This window comes from Streptomyces sp. NPDC001220 (genome assembly GCF_053597895.1).
The window spans coordinates 368,657-387,075 of record NZ_JBSFJE010000004.1 but is presented as its reverse complement, the minus strand read 5'-3'; the positions used below and the strand labels follow the sequence as shown (position 1 = coordinate 387,075).

The window sequence follows — 18,419 nt, the reverse complement described above, 5'->3', positions numbered from 1 at the left end:
CCGCCGGCTCACCCGAAGTCCGGCGCGAGCAGTTCGGTGATCCGCCGGGAGGCACGGCGGGCCTCGGTCGCGGGGTCCGCCCCGCCGAGCACCTTGGTCATGTAGCCCTTGATCGGGTTGTCGGCCTCGACCGCCGGCCAGTCCGGGGAGTGGGGGGTCGCCCGACCCTGCGCGGCTCCCGCCGCCATGGCGGCGACCCCCTCCGACCCGGCGACCGCACCCGCCAGCGTGGTCTTGTTGGGCACGTAGTTCATGGTGCGGGCCAGTTCGGTGTCCCACTTGGCGCCGGCCAGGGCCCCGACCACGGCGGTCGCGTCGTAGGGCCGCTCGGTGTTCTGCGGTACGACGAGGTCGGAGCCTCCGGTGAAGACGGCGCCGGGGTGGTCCGCGGTGCGGCCCGGCACCGGGAAGTAGCCGATCTCGTCCTTGAGTTCGGGGTTCTCCTGCACGATGGACTGGGCGAGGCCGGGCACCGCGACGAGCTGTGCGACCTGACCGCCCGCGAACACCTGGGCCTGAGGCGGGTGTTCCTCGTCGGCGTCGACGGGCCCCTTGCCGAGGGCCTGGAGCCGCCGGTAGAAGTCCATCCCGCGCAGCGCCGCCGGGCTGTCCAGGGCGCCCTTCCAGCCGGCGTCCGTCTCCTCGGCGAGATCACCGCCCTCGTCCCAGACGAACCCGGAGAGCGTGTACCAGTCCTGTCCGGCCAGGTAAATTCCCTGGTTCCCGCCCGAGTTGAGCTTCTCGGTGTCGGCCAGCCACTCGTCGCGCGTCTTGGGCGGGGAGGTGATGCCGGCCTTCTTGAAAAGATCCTTGCGGTAGATGACCACGCGGTTGGCGGCGTACCAGGGGATGCCGTACTGACGGGAGTCGTCCCGGCCGGGTTCGGCGAGGCCGGGCAGCCAGTGCTCCTTGCCCCAGTCCCGCATCGACTCCAGGGTGAGGTCGGTGAGCCGGCCGTCCTCGACGTACTGGGGGACCTGGGTGTTGCCGACCTCGATGACGTCGGGGGCGCCCGCGGAGTCGGACTTGAGCGCCGCCTGCACCTTGTCCACGATCCCGGTCCACTGCTGGATACGGATGTCGAGGCGGATGTCCTTGTGGGTGCGCTCGAAGTCCGCGGTGAACCGGCGCAGGAACTCCGCCGACGCGCTGTTCTGCATCAGCCACACCGTGACGGTGTGCCGCCCGCCCGATCCGCCGGGCAGGACGCCACAGGCGCTGAGCAGCGCGGCGGACACACAGACGAGGGCGAGCGGGCGACGACGTCTCACGAGGGGGTTCCTGTTCTGTCTGGCGGACAGCGGAGAAGACCCGACGTGGGGGAACGAGCACGGGTGCCCGTACGGGTGTACGGGATTTTGGTATGGACCAATGCGCAGGGTCAAGGGTGCAGGCCCAACGACCGGCTCAGGCGGCGACCCTGGCGATGAACGCCGCGAGGTTCCCGACGGTCCGCTGGATCTTCTCCTCCAGGGTGAGCGACTCGGGCAGGCGCGAGCCGACGCCCGCGTCCTTCCTGCCCCGTACGTACAGCGGGCAGGCGAGGTCGCTGCATATGTAGACGCCCACGGAGTTGCCCTGCTGCCCGGCCTTGCCGGCTTTCGGGGCGACCATCAGCGAGACGCCTCCGGTGTGGGTGGTCAGGCAGATCGAGCACATGCTGCGCCGCGTCTGCCAGGAGGTGGTGCTGGAGGCGCGCAGGGCGAGTGCCACCGGACGGCCGTCCAGCTCGACGGCGAGGTACCCCCGGTCGGGGGCCTGGGGGTCCCGCCAGCCGAGGAAGTCGAGGTCGTCCCACGGCCGGTCGGCCAGGTCGCGGGGGACGGACAGGCGCTTGGCCTCACCCTTGGTGCAGTTCACGAAGGCGGTGCGGATCTCCCGCTCGTTCAGGGGTCTCATGAGCGGCAGACTAATTTGCCTATAAGCTTTAGGCAAATGCATTATGGCTGTCGGCAGACAGGAGGAAAGTTATGGCCCGAGCAGGGCTGACCCCGGAGCGGCTCACCGTGGCGGGGGCGGAGCTGGCCGACGAGGTCGGCTTCGACCAGGTGACCGTCTCGGCGCTCGCCCGACGGTTCGACGTCAAGGTCGCGAGTCTGTACTCGCACCTCAAGAACTCCCAGGAACTCCGGACCAGGATCGCCCTGTTCGCCCTGGAGGAGCTCGCCGACCGGGTCGCCGACGCCCTTGCGGGGCGAGCCGGCAAGGACGCCCTGGCCGCCTTCGCGGACGCCTACCGCGACTACGCCCGGGAGCACCCCGGCCGGTACGCCGCCGCCCGGCTCCGGCTCGATCCCGAGACGGCGGCCGCAAGTGCCGGGGTACGGCACGCCCAGATGACACGGGCGATCCTGCGCGGCTACGACCTGACGGAGCCGGACCAGACGCACGCGGTCCGGATGCTGGGCAGCGTCTTCCACGGCTACGTCAGCCTGGAGCTCGCCGGGGGCTTCGAGCACAGCGCCCCCGACGCGCGGGAGTCGTGGGCCTGGATCGTGGACTCCCTCGACGCCCTGCTGCGCGGCCGGGCTCCATCCTGACCGGCGGTTGTCCGATGCCCCGCGTCGTCGCCGCCCCTGGACCATCCATACCTGTTCGTCAACGGACTGAGGCAATGAGCACCGAACACGAGTGGATCACCACACCCGTCACCGTGGACATCCTGCGCGGCTTCCTCGACGTGGAGGCGACCCCGCACGGGCTGCTGCCGCATCGGCTGCCCGCCCGGGCGCGCCGGCAGATCCCCGACAGCCAGCTGGCCCTGGCCGAGGCCCAGCCCTCCGGCGTGCGGCTGGTCTTCCGCACCCGGGCCACCACCGTCGAACTGGACACCCGGCCCACCAAGCGGGTGTACCGAGGGTTCCCGGCCCCCGCGGACGGCGTGTACGACCTGCTGGTCGACGGCCGCCTCACGGCCCAGGCCACGGTGACCGGCGGCAACGTGTACACCATCACCGACATGTTCACCCAGTCCGCCGAGCTGACGGAGGGGCCGGCCGGCACCGCCCGGTTCACCGGTCTCCCCACCGGTGACAAGCAGGTCGAGATCTGGCTTCCGCACACGGAGGTCACCGAGCTGATCGCGCTGCGCACCGACGCCCCCGTCGAGCGGGCACCGGAGAGCGGGCGCAGGGTGTGGCTGCACCACGGCAGTTCCATCAGCCACGGCTCCAACGCCACGCATCCGACCGGCGTCTGGCCGGCCCTGGCAGCCGCCCGGGGCCAAGTGGCGCTGGTCAACCTGGGGTTCTCCGGCAGTGCGCTGCTGGACCCGTTCACCGCGCGTGCCATGCGGGACACCCCCGCGGACCTGATCAGCCTGAAGATCGGGATCAACGTCGTCAATGCCGACGCGATGCGGCTGCGCGCCTTCACCCCCGCGGTGCACGGCTTCCTCGACACCCTCCGCGAGGGGCATCCGACCACGCCGCTGCTGGTCGTGTCCGCCCTCCTGTGCCCGGTCCAGGAGGACACCCCCGGGCCGCTCGCGCCCGACTTCGACGGCAAGACCCTGCGGTTCAGGGCGACGGGAGATCCGGCCGAACGCGCCGCCGGGCGCCTGACGCTCAACGTCATCCGCGCCGAACTCGCCCGGATCGTCGCTCAGCGGGCGGCCGACGACCCGCACCTGCACTACCTCGACGGCCGTGACCTGTACGGCGAGCGGGACCACGCGGAATTCCCGCTGCCGGACGAGGTGCACCCCGATCCGGCGGGGCACCGGCGCATCGCCGAGAACTTCGGACGGCTCGCGTTCGGCACCGGGGGCCCCTTCGCCGTCAGGACCGGCTGACCGGGGTCGCGGGCGGCGACGCCTCGCGCTCCGCTTCGGGATGGGGCACCTTGGAATGACGACGAGAGGAGCATCCCGATGCCGAACCACACCTACCGGGTCACCGAGATCGTCGGCACCTCGCACGAGGGCATCGACCAGGCCATCCGCAACGGTGTCGCACGCGCCAACCAGACCCTGCGCAACCTGGACTGGTTCGAGGTGACACAGGTCAGGGGCCAGATCGAGAACGGGCAGATCGAGCACTACCAGGTGGGCCTGAAGGTGGGCTTCCGCATCGACGACGAGGACTGACACCCAAGCGGCCGCGGCCGCACGGGGCTCAGCCCGCCGGGTGGCGTCAGACCCCCCGAGTGGTGTCAGGTCCGCCGGGTGCCATCAGACCCGTCAGGTGGCGTCAGACCCGCCGGGCGGCCTCAGGTCCGACCCTCTCCCTCCTGGGCCTGCTCCAGCTCGGCCGAGCGGTCGGCCCAGCGGGCCCGCACCACGGTGAATCCGGCCCGTTCGGCGTCGTCGCACACCAACTCGTCGTCGTCGACCAGGACGCGGACCTCACGTCGTTCGGCGAGGCGGCGCAGGATCTCCAGCTTGGTGTGCCGGGCGGGCCTGCGGTCGGCGTTGCGCCGCATGTGCACCCGCCCCTCGGGCAGTCCGTGCGCGGCGAGCCAGTCCAGGGTGTCACGCCGGCAGCGGTCGGGCCGCCCGGTGAGATAGACGATCTCGCACTCCCGCGCGGTCGCCGCGGCCAGCGCGATCCCCTCGGCGAGCGGCGGATCGTGCGGCGCGGCCGCGAAGAACGCGTCCCAGTCCCGGGGCCTGCGCTCCAGGAACCGCTGCCGGTGCGCGGTGTCGGCGAGGGTGTTGTCGATGTCGAACACGGCGATCGGACGCTTGCTGCTCTCGGTCACGCGGCAACCCTAGCCGGGCACCGGCACCGCTCCCCGGGGCCCCGGACCGCTGACCGGCTGACCGCCGACCGCCGACCCCCCACCGCCGACCGCCGACCCCCGACCCCCGACCCCCGACCCCCGACCCCCGATGGGATCCGGTCACCGCCCACGGCGCCCGCCTCCTGGTTCCGCGGGACCTGGTCAGGGCCTGCGAGCACGGTCCGCCGCGTCCCGGGGGGTGACCGGCGGCGGGAATCCTGGGACCGCCCCGGTGTTGAACCCTCTGTGAACGCACTGACCGCCCGGACCCGGTTCTCCGTCCTCGACCGTTCCCGCACCCGGGAGGGGCACGCCCCCGGTGCGGCGCTGCGGGACACCGTGGCGCTGGCGCGGGAGGTGGAGGCGCTCGGGTACCACCGGTTCTGGGTGTCGGAGCACCATGGTGTGCCCGGCGTCGCCGGTTCGGCGCCGACCGTGCTGGCCGCCGCCGTCGCCGCCGCGACCCGGACCATCCGGGTCGGCACTGGCGGAGTCATGCTGCCGAATCACCGGCCCCTGGTCGTGGCCGAGCAGTTCGGCGTGCTGGAATCGCTGTTCCCCGGCCGGATCGACATGGGCCTCGGCCGGTCGGTGGGTTTCACCGACGGGGTCCGCAGGGCGCTGGGGCGTGACAAGGGCGACGCCGACGACTTCGCGGCGCAACTCGGCGAGCTGCTCGGCTGGTTCGAGGGCACCTCGCCGACCGGGGTACGGGCCCGCCCGGCCGAGGGGCTGCGGGTGCCGCCGTTCGTGCTGGCGATGGGCGAGGGCGCGGACATCGCGGCCCGCGCCGGGCTGCCGATGGTCATCGGCGATCTGCGCGACCGGGAGAAGATGCGCCGCGGCATCGACCACTACCGCGACCGCTTCCGCCCCTCCCGCTGGGCGGTCGAGCCCTATGTCGTGATCTCCGGGACCGTCGCCGTCGCCGCTACCCCCGAGGCGGCCCGCCGGCTGCTCGTCCCCGAGGCCTGGTCGATGGCGTACTCCCGCACCCACGGCACCTTCCCGCCGCTGCCCCCGGCCGAGGCGGTCGAGAGCAGGGCGATGACCGTGAAGGAGCGCGGCTTCTACGAGTCCGGGCTCGGCGGGCACCTCGCCGGTACCGAGGAACAGGTCGCGGACGAGCTGGAGACGGTCCTGAAGGAGACGGCCGCCGACGAGGTGCTGGTCACCACCAGCACCTACGACCGCCCGGCCCTGCTGGACTCCTACCGGCGGCTGGCCGGGATCGTGAACCCCTGATCAGACCGAGGCCGGTTTGTCGGAGCGGATGACGATCTCCCCGTCGACCGCGTCCACCACCGCCCGGTCGCCCGCCGTGAGCTGGCCGGACAGCAGCAGGTCGGCGAGGCGGTCGTCGACCTCGCGCTGGATGGTGCGGCGCAGCGGGCGGGCGCCGAAGTCGGGTTCGTGACCGAGGTTGGCGAGCAGCCCCGCTGCCGCGTCGGTGACTTCGAGGCCGACCTCCTGGGCGTGCAGGCGCCGCCGGGTGTGTTCCAGCAACAGGTCGACGATCTCGCGCAGTTGGGTGCGGTCCAGGCCGCGGAAGACGATGATCTCGTCGATGCGGTTGAGGAACTCCGGCCGGAAGTGCTGCTGGAGGGCCGGCATCACGGCCTCGCGGACCTTGGTGTAGTCCTCGGTGCCGGCGGCCAGGATGCGGTCGGCGCCGATGTTCGACGTCATGATGACGACGGTGTTCTTGAAGTCGACGGTACGGCCCTGGGCGTCGGTGAGCCGGCCGTCGTCCAGCAGCTGGAGCAGCGTGTTGAAGACGTCCGGGTGCGCCTTCTCCACCTCGTCGAGCAGCAGCACGGCGTACGGCTGCCTGCGCACCGCCTCGGTGAGCTGACCGGCCTCCTCGTGGCCGACGTATCCGGGCGGGGCGCCGACCAGCCGGGAGACCGTGTGGCGCTCCTGGAACTCGCTCATGTCCAGGCGGATCATGCGGGTCTCGTCGCCGAAGAGGGCGGCGGCCAGGGCGCGGGCCAGCTCGGTCTTGCCGACGCCGGTCGGGCCCAGGAAGAGGAAGCTGCCCACCGGACGGTTGGGGTCGCTCATGCCGGCCCGGGCGCGGCGGACCGCCCGGGCGACGGCGGTGATCGCCTCGTCCTGGCCGACGACCCGCTCGTGCAGGTGCTCCTCCAGCCTCATCAGCCGCTCCCGCTCCTCCTCGGTGAGCTGGGCGACCGGGATGCCGGTGGTGCGGGAGACGACCTCGGCGATGTCCTCGGCGGTGACCTTGGGCGCGTGCTCCTCGGCCGTGCTCGCCTGCTCCAGCTCGGTCTCGGCCTCCTTGATCCGGTCGCGGAGCTCCTTGGCGCGCTCGTACTCCTCGTCGGCGACGGCCTGGTCCTTCTCCCGGTTCAGGGCGGCGACCCGGTCCTCGATGTCCCGGGTGTCGGTGGGCGGCGTCTTCGAGCGCAGCCGGACCCGGGCGGCGGCCTGGTCCATCAGGTCGATCGCCTTGTCCGGCAGGAAGCGGGAGGTGATGTACCGGTCGGAGAGCTCGGCCGCCGCGACGACCGCCTCGTCGGTGATCCGGACCTGGTGATGGGCCTCGTAACGGTCGCGCAGCCCGCGCAGGATCTCGATGGTGTCGTCCACGGAGGGCTCACCGACCAGGATGGGCGCGAACCGGCGTTCCAGGGCCGCGTCCTTCTCGATGTGCTTGCGGTACTCGTCGATCGTGGTCGCGCCGATCAGGTGCAACTCGCCACGGGCGAGGGCGGGTTTGAGGATGTTGCCCGCGTCCAGCGACCCGTCGCCGCCCCCGCCGGCACCGACGACGGTGTGCAACTCGTCCAGGAACAGCACCAGGCCGTCGCTGTGCTCGCTGACCTCGTCGAGAAGCTTCTTCAGCCGTTCCTCGAACTCGCCCCGGTACTTGGTGCCGGCCACCATCCCGGCCAGGTCCAGGGAGACCAGCCGCTTGCCCTCGAGGGTCTTGGGCACGTCGCCGGCGATGATCCGCTGCGCGATGCCCTCGACGATGGCGGTCTTGCCGACACCGGGGTCGCCGATCAGGACGGGGTTGTTCTTGCTGCGCCGGGAGAGCACCTCGATGGTCTGCTCGACCTCGTCGTCCCGCCCGATCACCGGGTCCAGGCGCCCGGCCTGGGCGTCCTCGGTGAGATCACGGCCGTACTCGTCGATGGTCGGCGTGGTGCTGGGCTTCTTCCGCTCCGCCGCGCCCTCGACCGGCATCCGGGCCGGCTCCCAGCCGCTCTCGCCGAGCGCCCGCCCGGCCGTCGACTCCGGGTTCGCGGCGAGCGCGCGCAGCAGGTGCTCGGGGCCGATGTAGGAGGCGCCCTCGGCGCGGGAGATCTGGTACGCGTCGAGCAGGGCGCGCTTGGCGGCCGGGGTGAGGGCGGTGGGCTCCGTCGTCCCGGCGCCGCCGTGGCCGGTGGTGAGCCGCTCGCGGAGGTGGTCGGGGTCCGCGCCGGCCTCGGTGAGCAGCCGTCGGGTGGAGTCGTGCGTGGTGGCCGCGGCCAGCAGATGCCGGGCGTCCACTTCGTCGCTGCCCTCAGTGGCGGCGAGGTCACGGGCCTCGGCCACCAGCTCGCGCGCCCGCTCGGAGAGCAGGCTGCCGATGTCGACGCGCTGCGGGCGGCGGGCCGGTGCGGCCGGTCCGGATCCGCCGAAGAAGCGGGACATCAGCTCGTCGAAGTCTTCGAAGGGACTGCGTCCGTATCCGAAACCGGGAGTGCTCATGAGGCCCGGGCCTTTCTGCGATCAGCTCGTGGTCGTTGGGATTCCGCGTCTTCCAACCTCGCACAGGCACGCTGGGCCCGCACGGGGACGCCCGCCGAGATGCGGACCGGGCCGGGGCCGGTGACGCTGGTGAGGAAACCTCAACCAGCGAGGAGGGCTGCCATGTCCATGCTGGACAAGCTCAAGGGGATGCTCAAGGGCCACGAGGACCAGGCCAAACAGGGCGTCGAAAAGGGCGGCGACATGATCGACCAGCGGACCGGAAACAAGTACCGGTCCCAGGTCGACACGGGTCAGCAGAAGGCCGACGACTACCTCGACCAGAGCCGGAACCGGAACAACCCTCCCCAGCCCTGACCGACCACCGCACTGGCTAGACTCGCGGGGTTTGTCCCTGCCCGGCGAGTCGGCCGTACGGAGTCCGCCCGATGCACAGCGCCCACGATCCGTACGTCCGCGTTCGTGGCGCCCGCGAGCACAACCTCAAGGGTGTCGACGTGGACATCCCCCGGGACGTGCTGGCCGTCTTCACGGGTGTGTCCGGCTCGGGGAAGTCGTCCCTGGCGTTCGGCACGATCTACGCCGAGGCCCAGCGGCGCTACTTCGAGTCGGTCGCACCGTACGCGCGCAGGCTGATCCACCAGGTGGGGGCGCCGAAGGTCGGTGAGATCAGCGGGCTGCCGCCGGCGGTCTCGCTGCAGCAGCGCCGCTCGGCCCCCACCTCCCGTTCCTCGGTCGGGACGCTCACCAACCTCTCCAACTCCCTGCGGATGCTCTTCTCTCGTGCCGGGAACTATCCGCCGGGCGCGGAGCGGCTCGATTCCGACGCGTTCTCCCCCAACACGGCGGTGGGCGCCTGCCCGGAGTGCCACGGCCTGGGCCGGGTCCACCGGACGACCGAGGAGTCACTGGTCCCCGACCCGTCGCTGTCGATCCGGGACGGCGCGATCGCCGCCTGGCCGGGCGCCTGGCAGGGCAAGAACCTGCGGGACGTCCTCGACGCGCTCGGCCACGACGTGGACCGGCCCTGGCGCGAACTGCCCGCCGAGGAGCGGGAGTGGATCCTGTTCACGGACGAGCAGCCGGTGGTCACCGTGCACCCGGTCCGGGACGCCGACCGCATCCAACGGCCGTACCAGGGCACGTACATGAGCGCCCGCCGGTACGTCATGAAGACTTTCTCGGACTCCAGGAGCCCGGCTCTGCGGGCGAAGGCGGAGCGGTTCCTGAGCAGCGCGCCCTGTCCGGTGTGCGGCGGCAGCAGGCTGCGGCCCGAGGCACTCGCCGTGACCTTCGGAGGCCGTACGATCGCCGATCTGGCGGCCCTGCCCCTGACCGAGCTCGCCGCACTGCTCGGCGGCGCCCCCGCGACGGAGACCGCACGGGTGCTCACCGAGGACCTCACCTCCCGCATCGCACCGGTCGTCGAACTCGGCCTCGGCTATCTGAGCCTGGACCGGGCGACCCCGACGCTCTCCGCGGGCGAACTCCAACGCCTGCGTCTGGCGACGCAGTTGCGCTCCGGGCTGTTCGGTGTCGTCTACGTCCTGGACGAACCGTCGGCCGGGCTGCACCCGGCGGACACCGAGGCGCTGCTGACGGTGCTGGAGCGACTGAAGACGGCCGGGAACTCGGTGTTCGTGGTGGAGCACCACCTGGACGTGGTGCGCGGCGCCGACTGGCTGGTGGAGGTGGGCCCGGGCGCCGGTGAGCACGGTGGCCGGGTGCTGCACAGCGGGCCGGTGGCACAGCTGGCCGGGGTCGCGGAATCCGCCACCGCCCGGTACCTGTTCGCGGCGGAGCCCGCTCCGGCCCGTCGGCTCCGCTCAGCCGCCGGGTGGTTGAAGGTAGGTCCGGTCACCCGGCACAACCTGCGCGCGGTCGCCGCCGAGTTTCCGCTCGGTGTCCTCACCGCCGTCACCGGCGTCTCCGGCTCGGGCAAGTCGACGCTGATCGGCGAGATCACCGAGGAGCTGGACGGGGTCGGGCGTCTGGTCTCCGTCGACCAGAAGCCGATCGGCCGTACTCCGCGTTCCAACCTGGCCACCTACACCGGCCTGTTCGACGTCGTACGGAAGGTGTTCGCGGCCACCGACCCGGCGCGGGAGCGTGGTTACCGCGCGGGGCGGTTCTCCTTCAACGTGACCGGAGGGCGCTGCGAGACCTGCCAGGGCGAGGGTTTCGTCAGCGTGGAGCTGCTGTTCCTGCCCAGTACCTACGCGCCCTGCCCGGACTGCGGCGGGGCCCGCTACAACCCCGAGACGCTCGAAGTGCCCTACCGGGGACGGAACATCGCCGAGGTGCTGGACCTGACCGTGGAGAGCGCGGCGGAGTTCTTCGCGGACAATCCGGCCGTGGCGCGCAGCCTGCGCACCCTGCTCGACGTGGGGCTCGGCTATCTGCGACTGGGGCAGCCCGCCACGGAGCTGTCCGGTGGCGAGGCCCAACGCATCAAACTGGCGGGTGAGTTGCAGCGTGGTCGGCGCGGTCGCACCCTCTACCTCCTCGACGAGCCGACGACGGGTCTGCATCCGGCCGACGTCGAGGTGCTGATGCGCCAGTTGCACGGGCTGGTGGACGCCGGGCACACGGTCGTCGTGGTCGAGCACGACATGGCGGTGGTGGCGGGCGCGGACTGGGTGATCGACCTGGGGCCGGGCGGCGGGGACCGGGGCGGCCGGATCGTCGCGGCGGGCAGGCCGGCCGAGGTCGCACGGGCCGAGGGCAGTGTCACAGGGCCCTATCTCTCCCGGTCCCTCCCTCGATGACCTTCAGGAACGCTTCAGGTTCTCCCGGGAGTTCGGACGTACGCATGGGCCTCACGCCTCACGCCTCACGCCTCACCATCCGGCGTCCGGCGTCCGGCGTCCGGACGGGCGACCTCCCGGACGCGAAGCGGGAGCTGGGCTGTGCGCTGCCCGGCGCCGCACTGTCCGCGAAGGGCCAGGCCGGTCCGGCCCCGGGCTCCTCATCGAGTACGACGCCCGGTCTCCGCTCGCCCACGGCCGCAAGACCGGCGGCGGCCGGCCCCTCGGGCCGGCCGGGCGGCGGCGGTGGCATGGGCGGTCCGGGCGGCACGCCTACCCAGCAGCACATCCACACCATCATCCGCACGCCCAACGGCGGCGACTACGGGGTCGACTTGCTCAAGCTCCACTTGGAGACCGACCACTGAGAGCCCTTGCCGGGGCTCACCAGAGCCGCGTGCGTCCAGGCCGGCCCGTGGGTCACCGGCTGGGCGGCGTGCGCGAGGGTGCGACGGTCCGGGTGGCGGCCGGCCGGTATCAGCGGCCGTATGTCCACCTCGGCCACCAGGCCACGGGTCGACACCACTCGCCACAGGGAGGCCAGCAGCGTGTCCTCGCCGACATAGGCGGGCACGGTGCTGGCCTCGCCTGCTTCCAGCCGGTAATGCAGCCGCACCGGTTGCACGGGCGCGCCGGCGTCCAGGGCGGCCTGGAACACGGCCCGGCGGAACCGGCCCTGGGCCCGGCCGCACCAGGTGCTGCCCTCCGGGAAGGCGACCACCGCGGCGCCCTCCCGCAGCGCGCCCGAGATCCGGCCGACCGTGTCCGGCAGCGCGCGCAGCCGGTCCCGGTCGATGAACAGCGCCCCGGCGCCGGCCACCAGCGCGCCGGCCACCGGCCACGCGCGGATCTCCTTCTTGGCGAGCATCCGCGCGGGCCGTACGGCGGCGAGCAGCGGGATGTCCAGCCAGGAGATGTGGTTGGCGACCAGGAGCACCCCACCGGTACCCGGGGCACTGCCGGTGGTCCGGACCCGGACCCCGGCGGCCCGGACGACCAGCCGGGAGAACCGCCGCACCCACGCGGTGGGAATCCGCCCGCCGAGCGGGAGCAGCACGATCGCGACCAGCAGCAGGGCCACGACCGCGGCGAACCGCAGCACGGCCCGGGGCAGGACCGTGAGGGACGCCGCGGACTCCACGCACGCGCCGGGGGTGCACGGCGCGCTGGGCAGCCAGACGCTCATCAGGCCGGGACGAGCGAGAGGAAGTGCCGCAGATAGCGCGCGTTGACCCGGCGCATCGACAGCAGGACGTACATGTCGGCGACCCCGAAGTCGGGGTCGTGCGCGGGCTCGCCGCACACCCAGGCGCCCAGGCGCAGGTAGCCGCGGAGCAGCGCGGGCAGTTCGGCCCGGCCCTCCGGGGCCGGCCCCTCGGGCACCCACGGGCGCAGCGGTCGTACCCGCAGCTCCTCCGGGGCCAGGTGCTTGGCCTGCACCCGCTCCCAGGTGCCGGCCGCGAGGGCGCCTCCGTCGGCGAGCGGGACGGAGCAGCAGCCGGCCAGCCACTCGTGGCCGCGGTCCACCATGTACCGGGCTATGCCGGCCCAGATGAGGCCGATCACGGCGCCGTCGCGGTGGGCGGGGTGCACGCAGGACCGGCCGACCTCGACCAGGTTGGAGCGGATGTCCGCGAGCGGGCTCAGGTCGAACTCGCCCTCGGAGTAGAGGCGGCCGGCGACGGCGGCGCGCTCGGGCGGCAGCAGCCGGTAGGTGCCGACGACCTCGCCGGTCAGGGCTTCCCGGATCAGGAGGTGGTCGCAGAACGCGTCGAAGGCGTCCACGTCCAGCCCCGGTTCCGGCCCGTCGAGCCGGGCACCCATCTCTCCGGCGAACACCTGGTAGCGCAGTCGCTGTGCGGCCCGGACGTCGTCCTCGTCACGGGCGAGCTGCACCAGATAGCCGGAGTCCCCGGGCGGGGCGGCGAGAGCGGGGGGTGAGGCGGGCATGGCGGTCATGGAGGTCTCCTGCGCCGAGCGGTAGCTGAGGAAATCTGCACCTGCTTTCTTCCTTGGCAGGCTGGACTCGGCGTGACGTGCGCGGGACCCGTGGATGTGCGGCTGCTGAATGCCGGGATTCGGTGGGTGACTCACCCCCGCGCGTGTCCCTATGGACGCGCTGAAGCAACGCTACCGTGACCCGGCCGGGCCGTTGCGCGCCCCCGGCACGACGGTTGGCGAACGGCGAAACGGGGCCGGGGAGCACCAGCCCCGGCCCCGCCCGTCCGCACTTGTCGGCGAACGTTCACTTACGCGCCTCCGACGGCGCTACCGCTTTCCCGCCTTCCGGGTGGCCCGCAGCCACTCCTTGTTCATGCTCGTGATGGAGACCAGCGGAATGCCCTTCGGGCAGGCGGTCGCGCACTCCCCCGCCAGCGTGCACCCGCCGAAGCCCTCGTCGTCCATCTGGGCCACCATGTCCAGCACCCGCGTCTCCCGCTCGGGCGCCCCCTGGGGCAGCACGTTCAGATGGTTGATCTTGGCGGAGGTGAACAGCATCGCCGCTCCGTTGGGGCAGGCCGCCACGCACGCCCCGCACCCGATGCACTCCGCGTGCTCGAACGCGAAGTCGGCGTCGGCCTTCGGCACCGCCGTGGCGTGCGCCTCCGGCGCGGCCCCGGTCGGCGCGGTGATGTAGCCGCCGGCCTGGATGATCCGGTCGAACGCGGACCGGTCGACCACCAGATCCTTGATCACCGGGAAGGCGGACGCCCGCCACGGCTCGATGTCGATCGTGTCGCCGTCCTTGAAGGACCGCATGTGCAGCTGGCAGGTGGTGGTGCGCTCGGGTCCGTGCGCGTCCCCGTTGATCACCAGGGAGCACGCGCCGCAGATGCCCTCGCGGCAGTCGTGGTCGAAGGCGACCGGGTCCTCGCCATTGAGGATCAGCTCCTCGTTGAGGGTGTCGAGCATCTCGAGGAAGGACATGTCCGACGAGATGCCGTCCACCTCGTAGGTGGACATCGCGCCGTCGGCGTCGGCGTTCTTCTGCCGCCAGACGCGCAGGGTGAGCTTCATGCGTAGCTCCGCTGGGTGGGGTGGACGTACTCGAAGACCAGGTCTTCCTTGTGCAGGACCGGGGCGTCCCCGGTGCCGGTGAACTCCCAGGCGGCCGCGTAGGAGAACTCGTCGTCCCGGCGGGCGGCTTCGCCGTCCGGGGTCTGGGACTCCTCGCGGAAGTGGCCGCCGCAGGACTCGGCGCGGTGCAGCGCGTCGAGGCACATCAGCTCGGCCAGCTCCAGGTAGTCGACGATGCGGTTGGCCTTCTCCAGGGACTGGTTGAACTCCTCGCCGGTCCCCGGCACCTTGATCCGCCGCCAGAACTCCTCGCGGATCTGCGGGATGCGCTCCAGTGCCTTGCGCAGCCCCGCGTCCGTCCGGGCCATACCGCAGAACTCCCACATCAGTTCGCCGAGTTCGCGGTGGAAGGAGTCGGGGGTGCGGTCGCCGTCGACGGAGAGCAGCAGGTTCAGCCGGTCCTCGGTCTCGGCCAGCACCTCCTGGACGACGGGGTGTTCGTCGGTCACCGCCTCCTGGTGGGGGTTGCGGGCGAGGTAGTCGTTGATGGTGGCCGGCAGCACGAAGTAGCCGTCGGCCAGGCCCTGCATCAGCGCGCTGGCGCCGAGCCGGTTCGCGCCGTGGTCGGAGAAGTTGGCCTCGCCGACCGCGAACAGCCCGGGAACGGTGGTCTGGAGGTCGTAGTCGACCCACAGCCCGCCCATCGTGTAGTGCACCGCGGGGTAGATCCGCATCGGCACCTGGTACGGATCCTCGTCGGTGATCCGCTGGTACATGTCGAAGAGGTTGCCGTACTTGGCCTCCACGGCCTTGCGCCCCATCCGCGCGATGGCGTCGGCGAAGTCGAGATAGACGCCCTGCCCGCCGGGCCCGACGCCCCGTCCCTCGTCGCAGACGTTCTTCGCGGCGCGGGAGGCGATGTCGCGCGGGACCAGGTTGCCGAAGGACGGGTAGATGCGCTCCAGGTAGTAGTCGCGCTCGTCCTCGGGGATCTGGTTCGCGGGCCGGGTGTCGCCCTTGGCCTTGGGCACCCAGATCCGGCCGTCGTTGCGCAGCGACTCGCTCATCAGGGTGAGCTTTGACTGGTGGTCGCCGGTGCGCGGGATGCAGGTGGGGTGGATCTGGGTGAAGCACGGGTTGGCGAACCAGGCGCCGCGCCGGTGCGCCCGCCAGACGGCGGTGGCGTTGGAGTTCATGGCGTTCGTCGACAGGTAGAAGACGTTGCCGTAGCCACCGCTGGCGAGGACGACGGCGTCCGCGAAGTAGGTGTCGATCTTCCCGGTGATCAGGTCCCGGGCCACGATCCCGCGCGCCCGTCCGTCGACCACGATCACGTCGAGCATCTCGGTACGCGGATGCATCTCCACGTTCCCGGCGGCGATCTGCCGGCTCAGCGCCTGGTAGGCGCCGAGCAGCAGCTGCTGCCCTGTCTGACCGCGGGCGTAGAAGGTGCGGGACACCTGGACCCCGCCGAAGGACCGGGTGTCGAGCAGACCGCCGTACTCACGGGCGAACGGCACGCCCTGTGCCACGCACTGGTCGATGATCTCGACGGAGATCTGCGCGAGCCGGTGGACGTTGGACTCGCGGGCCCGGAAGTCGCCGCCCTTGACGGTGTCGTAGAACAGCCGGTGGACGGAGTCGCCGTCGTTGCGGTAGTTCTTCGCCGCGTTGATCCCGCCCTGTGCGGCGATGGAGTGGGCGCGGCGCGGGGAGTCCTGGTAGCAGAACTGGACGACGTGGTAGCCCTGTTCGGCGAGGGTGGCCCCGGCGGAGCCGCCGGCCAGACCGGTGCCGACGACGATCACGGTGTGCTTGCGCCGGTTGGCGGGGTTGACCAGCTTGGCCTCGAAGCGGCGGGTGTCCCAGCGCTCGTTGACCGGTCCGGCGGGGGCCTTGGCGTCGGCGACGGCTTCGCCGGTCGTGTAGTTCACGTAGTCGGTCATGTTCAGCTCACCACTCCGGTCATGACACCCACGGGTACGGCGATGAAGCCGGCCGTGAGCAGCAGCGCGAGGACGTCGGCCGTGGCCTTGAGGGCGCGGTCGCGGGTGCGGCTGCCGGCGCCGAGGGTCTGGGCGGCGCTCCAGAAGCCGTGCCGGACGTGCAGGCCGAGCGCGAGCATCGCGACGATGTAGATGACGTTGCCGTACCAGGTGGAGAAGGTGTCCACGACGTTCTGGTACGGGTGGCCCTCCTGGAAGCCGCCGGAGTGCACGGTGCCGGTGGTCAGGTCGAGGATGTGCCAGACGATGAAGAGGGCGAGGATGATCCCGCCCCAGCGCATGGTGCGGGTCGCGTAGCTGGCCCGGCGCCTGCTGTGGACGTATTTCGTCGGGCGCGCCCTGATGTCACGGCGGCTGAGCTGGTACGCGGACGTGGCGTGTGCCACCACGGCGACGACCAGGACGATCCGGATGAGCCAGAGCGTCCACTCGTAGTGCATGAACGGTTCGCCGACGGTGCGCAGCCAGTGGGCGTAATGGTTGAAATCGCCCGCCCCGAAGTAGATCTTCAGGTTGCCGATCATGTGCACGACCAGGTAGAGCAGCATGATCAGGCCGCTGACGGCCATCACGGTCTTCTTGCCGACGGAGCTGTCCCACATCGTGCGTGCCATGGACGGCCGTCGGTCCGTCCGCGTTGCCAGAGCCATGTTCAGGACGGTAGAGCCCGGACACCCGATCGGTCCAAGACATGGTCCGGCTCGATTCCATAGCCGGAAGCTATCGTGTAACCATGCAGTTCCAGCAGCTTCAGTACTTTGTCGCCGTCGCCGAGACCCGGCACTTCACCCGGGCCGCCGAGCTGGTCCACGTCGCCCAGCCGTCGCTGTCCCAGCAGATCAGGGCGCTGGAGCGGGAGCTGGGGGCGGATCTCTTCCTGCGGGCGCGGGGCAACATCACGCTCACCGACGCGGGCGAGGCGCTGCTGCCGCTGGCCCGGCGGATCCTGGCGGACGCGGACACCGCCCGGCACGAGGTCCAGGAGCTGGTGCAGCTGCGGAGCGGGCGGGTGCGGCTGGGGGCCACGCCGAGTCTGTGCACCGGGTTGCTGCCGGACGTGCTGCGAGCCTTCCACGACCGTTACCCCGGCATCCAGCTGCTGATCGAGGAGAGCGGCTCCCACGACCTGGTACGGGAGCTGGCGCGCGGGGCGCTGGATCTGGCGCTGATCGTGCTGCCGCTGCCACCGGCGTCACCCGCGCTGACCACGGTGGAGCTGTTGCGGGAGGACCTGGTGGTGGTGTCCTCGCCCGAGGCGACGGCGCCCGGGCGGGGGCGGGGCGGGGTGAAGGTCTCCGACCTGGAGGGGGAGCGGCTGGTGATGTTCCGGCACGGCTACGACCTGCGGGAGCTGACCGTCGCGGCGTGTCGCTCCGCTGGGTTCGAGCCGGCTTTCGCCGTCGAGGGGGGTGAGATGGACGCGGTGCTGGGGTTTGTGCGAGCCGGGCTGGGGGTGGCGGTGGTGCCTCGGATGGTCGCCGCTCGTTCGGGACGGGGGTTGCGGGTCACTCCGCTGGCTCGGCCGGGGTTGCATCGGACGATCGCGTTGGCGCACCGGAGTGACGTTGCGCCGCCTCGGGCCGCCAGGGAGTTGCAGCGGATGCTGTTGGAGAGGTGACCGGGCGTGGTTGGCTGCGGGTGCGTGGGGGCTGGTCGCGCGCACGCGGCGGCGCCGATCATCGTTACAGCCCCGCGCCCCGGACGGGGTTCGGTGCAGCCGTCGATCCACGCCGCCGACAATAGGTCCCCGGGCAGGCTGCTGCCGAAGTAGATGTACACGCGGTACCCGCCGAACGGGTCAGAAGGACAGGAGAGGTGAGCCAGATGCAGCGCTTCGCTGCCGTCATCCGGTTGCGTCCGGAGAAGGAGTCGGAGTACCGCGCACTGCACGCCGCCGCGTGGCCGGGCGTGCTGGCGGCACTCAAGCGTGCCGGGATCGGCAACTACTCGATCTTCCTGCGGGACGGGCTGCTGTTCAGCTACCTGGAGTACACGGGCAACGACTACGCCGCCGACACCGCGCAGATCGCCGCCGACCCGGTGACACGCGAGTGGTGGGCGCTGACCGACCCGTGTCAGCAGCCGCTCGACACCGCCGCCGAGGGCGAGTGGTGGGCCCCCGCCGAGGAGGTCTTCCACCTCGACTGAG

The 18,419-nt window shown here is 71.7% G+C and carries 18 protein-coding genes and 1 pseudogene; 9 read left to right on the top strand and 10 right to left on the bottom strand.

Going from position 1 to position 18,419, the window contains the following annotated elements; all coding sequences use genetic code 11:
- Positions 1–8: 8 nt before the first annotated feature.
- Together ACWDGI_RS12380 and ACWDGI_RS12375 are read right to left on the bottom strand one after the other, a co-directional pair.
- On the bottom strand, positions 9–1,271 hold the full coding sequence (locus tag ACWDGI_RS12380; RefSeq protein ID WP_450758080.1) for an extracellular solute-binding protein: 1,263 nt from the start codon (positions 1,269–1,271) through the stop codon (positions 9–11).
- A 136-nt stretch (positions 1,272–1,407) separates the two neighbouring features.
- Complete coding sequence (locus tag ACWDGI_RS12375) at positions 1,408–1,899, bottom strand: FBP domain-containing protein (RefSeq protein WP_450758079.1); 492 nt, start codon at positions 1,897–1,899, stop codon at positions 1,408–1,410.
- A 71-nt stretch (positions 1,900–1,970) separates the two neighbouring features.
- On the opposite strand from ACWDGI_RS12375, the gene ACWDGI_RS12370 reads away from it, so the two are divergent.
- The 3 genes from ACWDGI_RS12370 (at position 1,971) to ACWDGI_RS12360 (ending at position 4,087) form a co-directional block, all read left to right on the top strand.
- A complete protein-coding gene (locus ACWDGI_RS12370) occupies positions 1,971–2,540 on the top strand; it encodes a TetR/AcrR family transcriptional regulator (RefSeq protein WP_450758077.1) in 570 nt (189 codons plus the stop codon).
- 74 nt (positions 2,541–2,614) lie between these two features.
- Entirely contained in the window at positions 2,615–3,793 is a 1,179-nt protein-coding gene (locus tag ACWDGI_RS12365; protein WP_450758075.1) for a GDSL-type esterase/lipase family protein, read from the top strand.
- 78 nt (positions 3,794–3,871) lie between these two features.
- Positions 3,872–4,087 carry a dodecin gene (locus ACWDGI_RS12360; protein WP_360479596.1) on the top strand — a complete coding sequence of 72 codons (216 nt, stop codon included), beginning with the start codon at positions 3,872–3,874 and terminating at the stop codon, positions 4,085–4,087.
- Positions 4,088–4,209: 122 nt separating this feature from the next.
- Here ACWDGI_RS12360 and ACWDGI_RS12355 read toward each other — a convergent pair whose 3' ends face one another.
- Positions 4,210–4,701: a phosphatase domain-containing protein gene (locus ACWDGI_RS12355; RefSeq protein ID WP_450758073.1), complete on the bottom strand. Its 492-nt coding sequence runs from the start codon at positions 4,699–4,701 to the stop codon at positions 4,210–4,212.
- Between the two features lie 267 nt (positions 4,702–4,968).
- Between ACWDGI_RS12355 and ACWDGI_RS12350 the strand changes: the two genes are divergently transcribed.
- Complete coding sequence (locus tag ACWDGI_RS12350; protein WP_450758071.1) at positions 4,969–5,967, top strand: LLM class flavin-dependent oxidoreductase; 999 nt, start codon at positions 4,969–4,971, stop codon at positions 5,965–5,967.
- Here ACWDGI_RS12350 and ACWDGI_RS12345 read toward each other — a convergent pair whose 3' ends face one another.
- Positions 5,968–8,439, bottom strand: coding sequence for an ATP-dependent Clp protease ATP-binding subunit (locus ACWDGI_RS12345; protein ID WP_450758069.1), 2,472 nt, complete (start codon positions 8,437–8,439; stop codon positions 5,968–5,970).
- A 162-nt stretch (positions 8,440–8,601) separates the two neighbouring features.
- Here ACWDGI_RS12345 and ACWDGI_RS12340 point away from each other — a divergent pair, with 162 nt between their 5' ends.
- The 3 genes from ACWDGI_RS12340 to ACWDGI_RS12330 all read left to right on the top strand — a co-directional run bounded on the left by ACWDGI_RS12340 (position 8,602) and on the right by ACWDGI_RS12330 (position 11,614).
- Entirely contained in the window at positions 8,602–8,796 is a 195-nt protein-coding gene (locus ACWDGI_RS12340) for an antitoxin (RefSeq protein ID WP_450758067.1), read from the top strand.
- Positions 8,797–8,867: 71 nt separating this feature from the next.
- Entirely contained in the window at positions 8,868–11,207 is a 2,340-nt protein-coding gene (locus ACWDGI_RS12335; protein ID WP_450758065.1) for an ATP-binding cassette domain-containing protein, read from the top strand.
- A 44-nt stretch (positions 11,208–11,251) separates the two neighbouring features.
- The gene (locus ACWDGI_RS12330; RefSeq protein ID WP_450758063.1) at positions 11,252–11,614 is read left to right on the top strand and encodes a hypothetical protein; all 363 of its coding nucleotides are present in this window, start codon (positions 11,252–11,254) and stop codon (positions 11,612–11,614) included.
- On the opposite strand, the gene ACWDGI_RS12325 is transcribed toward ACWDGI_RS12330, so the two are convergent.
- From ACWDGI_RS12325 to ACWDGI_RS12305, 5 genes are all read right to left on the bottom strand, one after another.
- A complete protein-coding gene (locus tag ACWDGI_RS12325; RefSeq protein WP_450758061.1) occupies positions 11,569–12,432 on the bottom strand; it encodes a lysophospholipid acyltransferase family protein in 864 nt (287 codons plus the stop codon). The genes ACWDGI_RS12330 and ACWDGI_RS12325 overlap by 46 nt on opposite strands.
- On the bottom strand, positions 12,432–13,205 hold the full coding sequence (locus tag ACWDGI_RS12320) for a GNAT family N-acetyltransferase (protein WP_450758059.1): 774 nt from the start codon (positions 13,203–13,205) through the stop codon (positions 12,432–12,434). Before ACWDGI_RS12320 ends, ACWDGI_RS12325 begins: the two co-directional genes overlap by 1 nt.
- Before the next feature lie 309 nt (positions 13,206–13,514).
- The gene (locus ACWDGI_RS12315; RefSeq protein WP_450758057.1) at positions 13,515–14,264 is read right to left on the bottom strand and encodes a succinate dehydrogenase/fumarate reductase iron-sulfur subunit; all 750 of its coding nucleotides are present in this window, start codon (positions 14,262–14,264) and stop codon (positions 13,515–13,517) included.
- Positions 14,261–16,210, bottom strand: coding sequence for a fumarate reductase/succinate dehydrogenase flavoprotein subunit (locus tag ACWDGI_RS12310; RefSeq protein WP_450758055.1), 1,950 nt, complete (start codon positions 16,208–16,210; stop codon positions 14,261–14,263). Before ACWDGI_RS12310 ends, ACWDGI_RS12315 begins: the two co-directional genes overlap by 4 nt.
- A gap of 2 nt (positions 16,211–16,212) precedes the next feature.
- On the bottom strand, positions 16,213–16,884 hold the full coding sequence (locus ACWDGI_RS12305; RefSeq protein WP_450758489.1) for a succinate dehydrogenase: 672 nt from the start codon (positions 16,882–16,884) through the stop codon (positions 16,213–16,215).
- Positions 16,885–17,003: 119 nt separating this feature from the next.
- On the opposite strand from ACWDGI_RS12305, the gene ACWDGI_RS12300 reads away from it, so the two are divergent.
- Entirely contained in the window at positions 17,004–17,888 is an 885-nt protein-coding gene (locus ACWDGI_RS12300; protein ID WP_450758053.1) for a LysR family transcriptional regulator, read from the top strand.
- Between the two features lie 89 nt (positions 17,889–17,977).
- On the opposite strand, the pseudogene ACWDGI_RS12295 reads toward ACWDGI_RS12300, so the two are convergent.
- Positions 17,978–18,067 (bottom strand): annotated as a pseudogene (locus ACWDGI_RS12295) (carbohydrate ABC transporter permease); the annotation flags it as partial.
- A gap of 27 nt (positions 18,068–18,094) precedes the next feature.
- Between ACWDGI_RS12295 and ACWDGI_RS12290 the strand changes: the two are divergent.
- Complete coding sequence (locus tag ACWDGI_RS12290; RefSeq protein WP_450758487.1) at positions 18,095–18,418, top strand: L-rhamnose mutarotase; 324 nt, start codon at positions 18,095–18,097, stop codon at positions 18,416–18,418.
- Position 18,419 lies beyond the last annotated feature (1 nt).

Coding starts and splice junctions, on each gene's coding strand:
- ACWDGI_RS12375 (WP_450758079.1), bottom strand. CDS start 1,899: ATGAGACCCCTGAACGAGCGGGAGATCCGCACCGCCTTCGTGAACTGC.
- ACWDGI_RS12360 (WP_360479596.1), top strand. CDS start 3,872: ATGCCGAACCACACCTACCGGGTCACCGAGATCGTCGGCACCTCGCAC.
- ACWDGI_RS12345 (WP_450758069.1), bottom strand. CDS start 8,439: ATGAGCACTCCCGGTTTCGGATACGGACGCAGTCCCTTCGAAGACTTC.
- ACWDGI_RS12290 (WP_450758487.1), top strand. CDS start 18,095: ATGCAGCGCTTCGCTGCCGTCATCCGGTTGCGTCCGGAGAAGGAGTCG.
- ACWDGI_RS12305 (WP_450758489.1), bottom strand. CDS start 16,884: ATGGCACGCACGATGTGGGACAGCTCCGTCGGCAAGAAGACCGTGATG.
- ACWDGI_RS12320 (WP_450758059.1), bottom strand. CDS start 13,205: ATGACCGCCATGCCCGCCTCACCCCCCGCTCTCGCCGCCCCGCCCGGG.
- ACWDGI_RS12365 (WP_450758075.1), top strand. CDS start 2,615: ATGAGCACCGAACACGAGTGGATCACCACACCCGTCACCGTGGACATC.
- ACWDGI_RS12310 (WP_450758055.1), bottom strand. CDS start 16,210: ATGACCGACTACGTGAACTACACGACCGGCGAAGCCGTCGCCGACGCC.
- ACWDGI_RS12315 (WP_450758057.1), bottom strand. CDS start 14,264: ATGAAGCTCACCCTGCGCGTCTGGCGGCAGAAGAACGCCGACGCCGAC.
- ACWDGI_RS12330 (WP_450758063.1), top strand. CDS start 11,252: ATGGGCCTCACGCCTCACGCCTCACGCCTCACCATCCGGCGTCCGGCG.
- ACWDGI_RS12325 (WP_450758061.1), bottom strand. CDS start 12,432: ATGAGCGTCTGGCTGCCCAGCGCGCCGTGCACCCCCGGCGCGTGCGTG.
- ACWDGI_RS12300 (WP_450758053.1), top strand. CDS start 17,004: ATGCAGTTCCAGCAGCTTCAGTACTTTGTCGCCGTCGCCGAGACCCGG.
- ACWDGI_RS12370 (WP_450758077.1), top strand. CDS start 1,971: ATGGCCCGAGCAGGGCTGACCCCGGAGCGGCTCACCGTGGCGGGGGCG.
- ACWDGI_RS12340 (WP_450758067.1), top strand. CDS start 8,602: ATGTCCATGCTGGACAAGCTCAAGGGGATGCTCAAGGGCCACGAGGAC.
- ACWDGI_RS12335 (WP_450758065.1), top strand. CDS start 8,868: ATGCACAGCGCCCACGATCCGTACGTCCGCGTTCGTGGCGCCCGCGAG.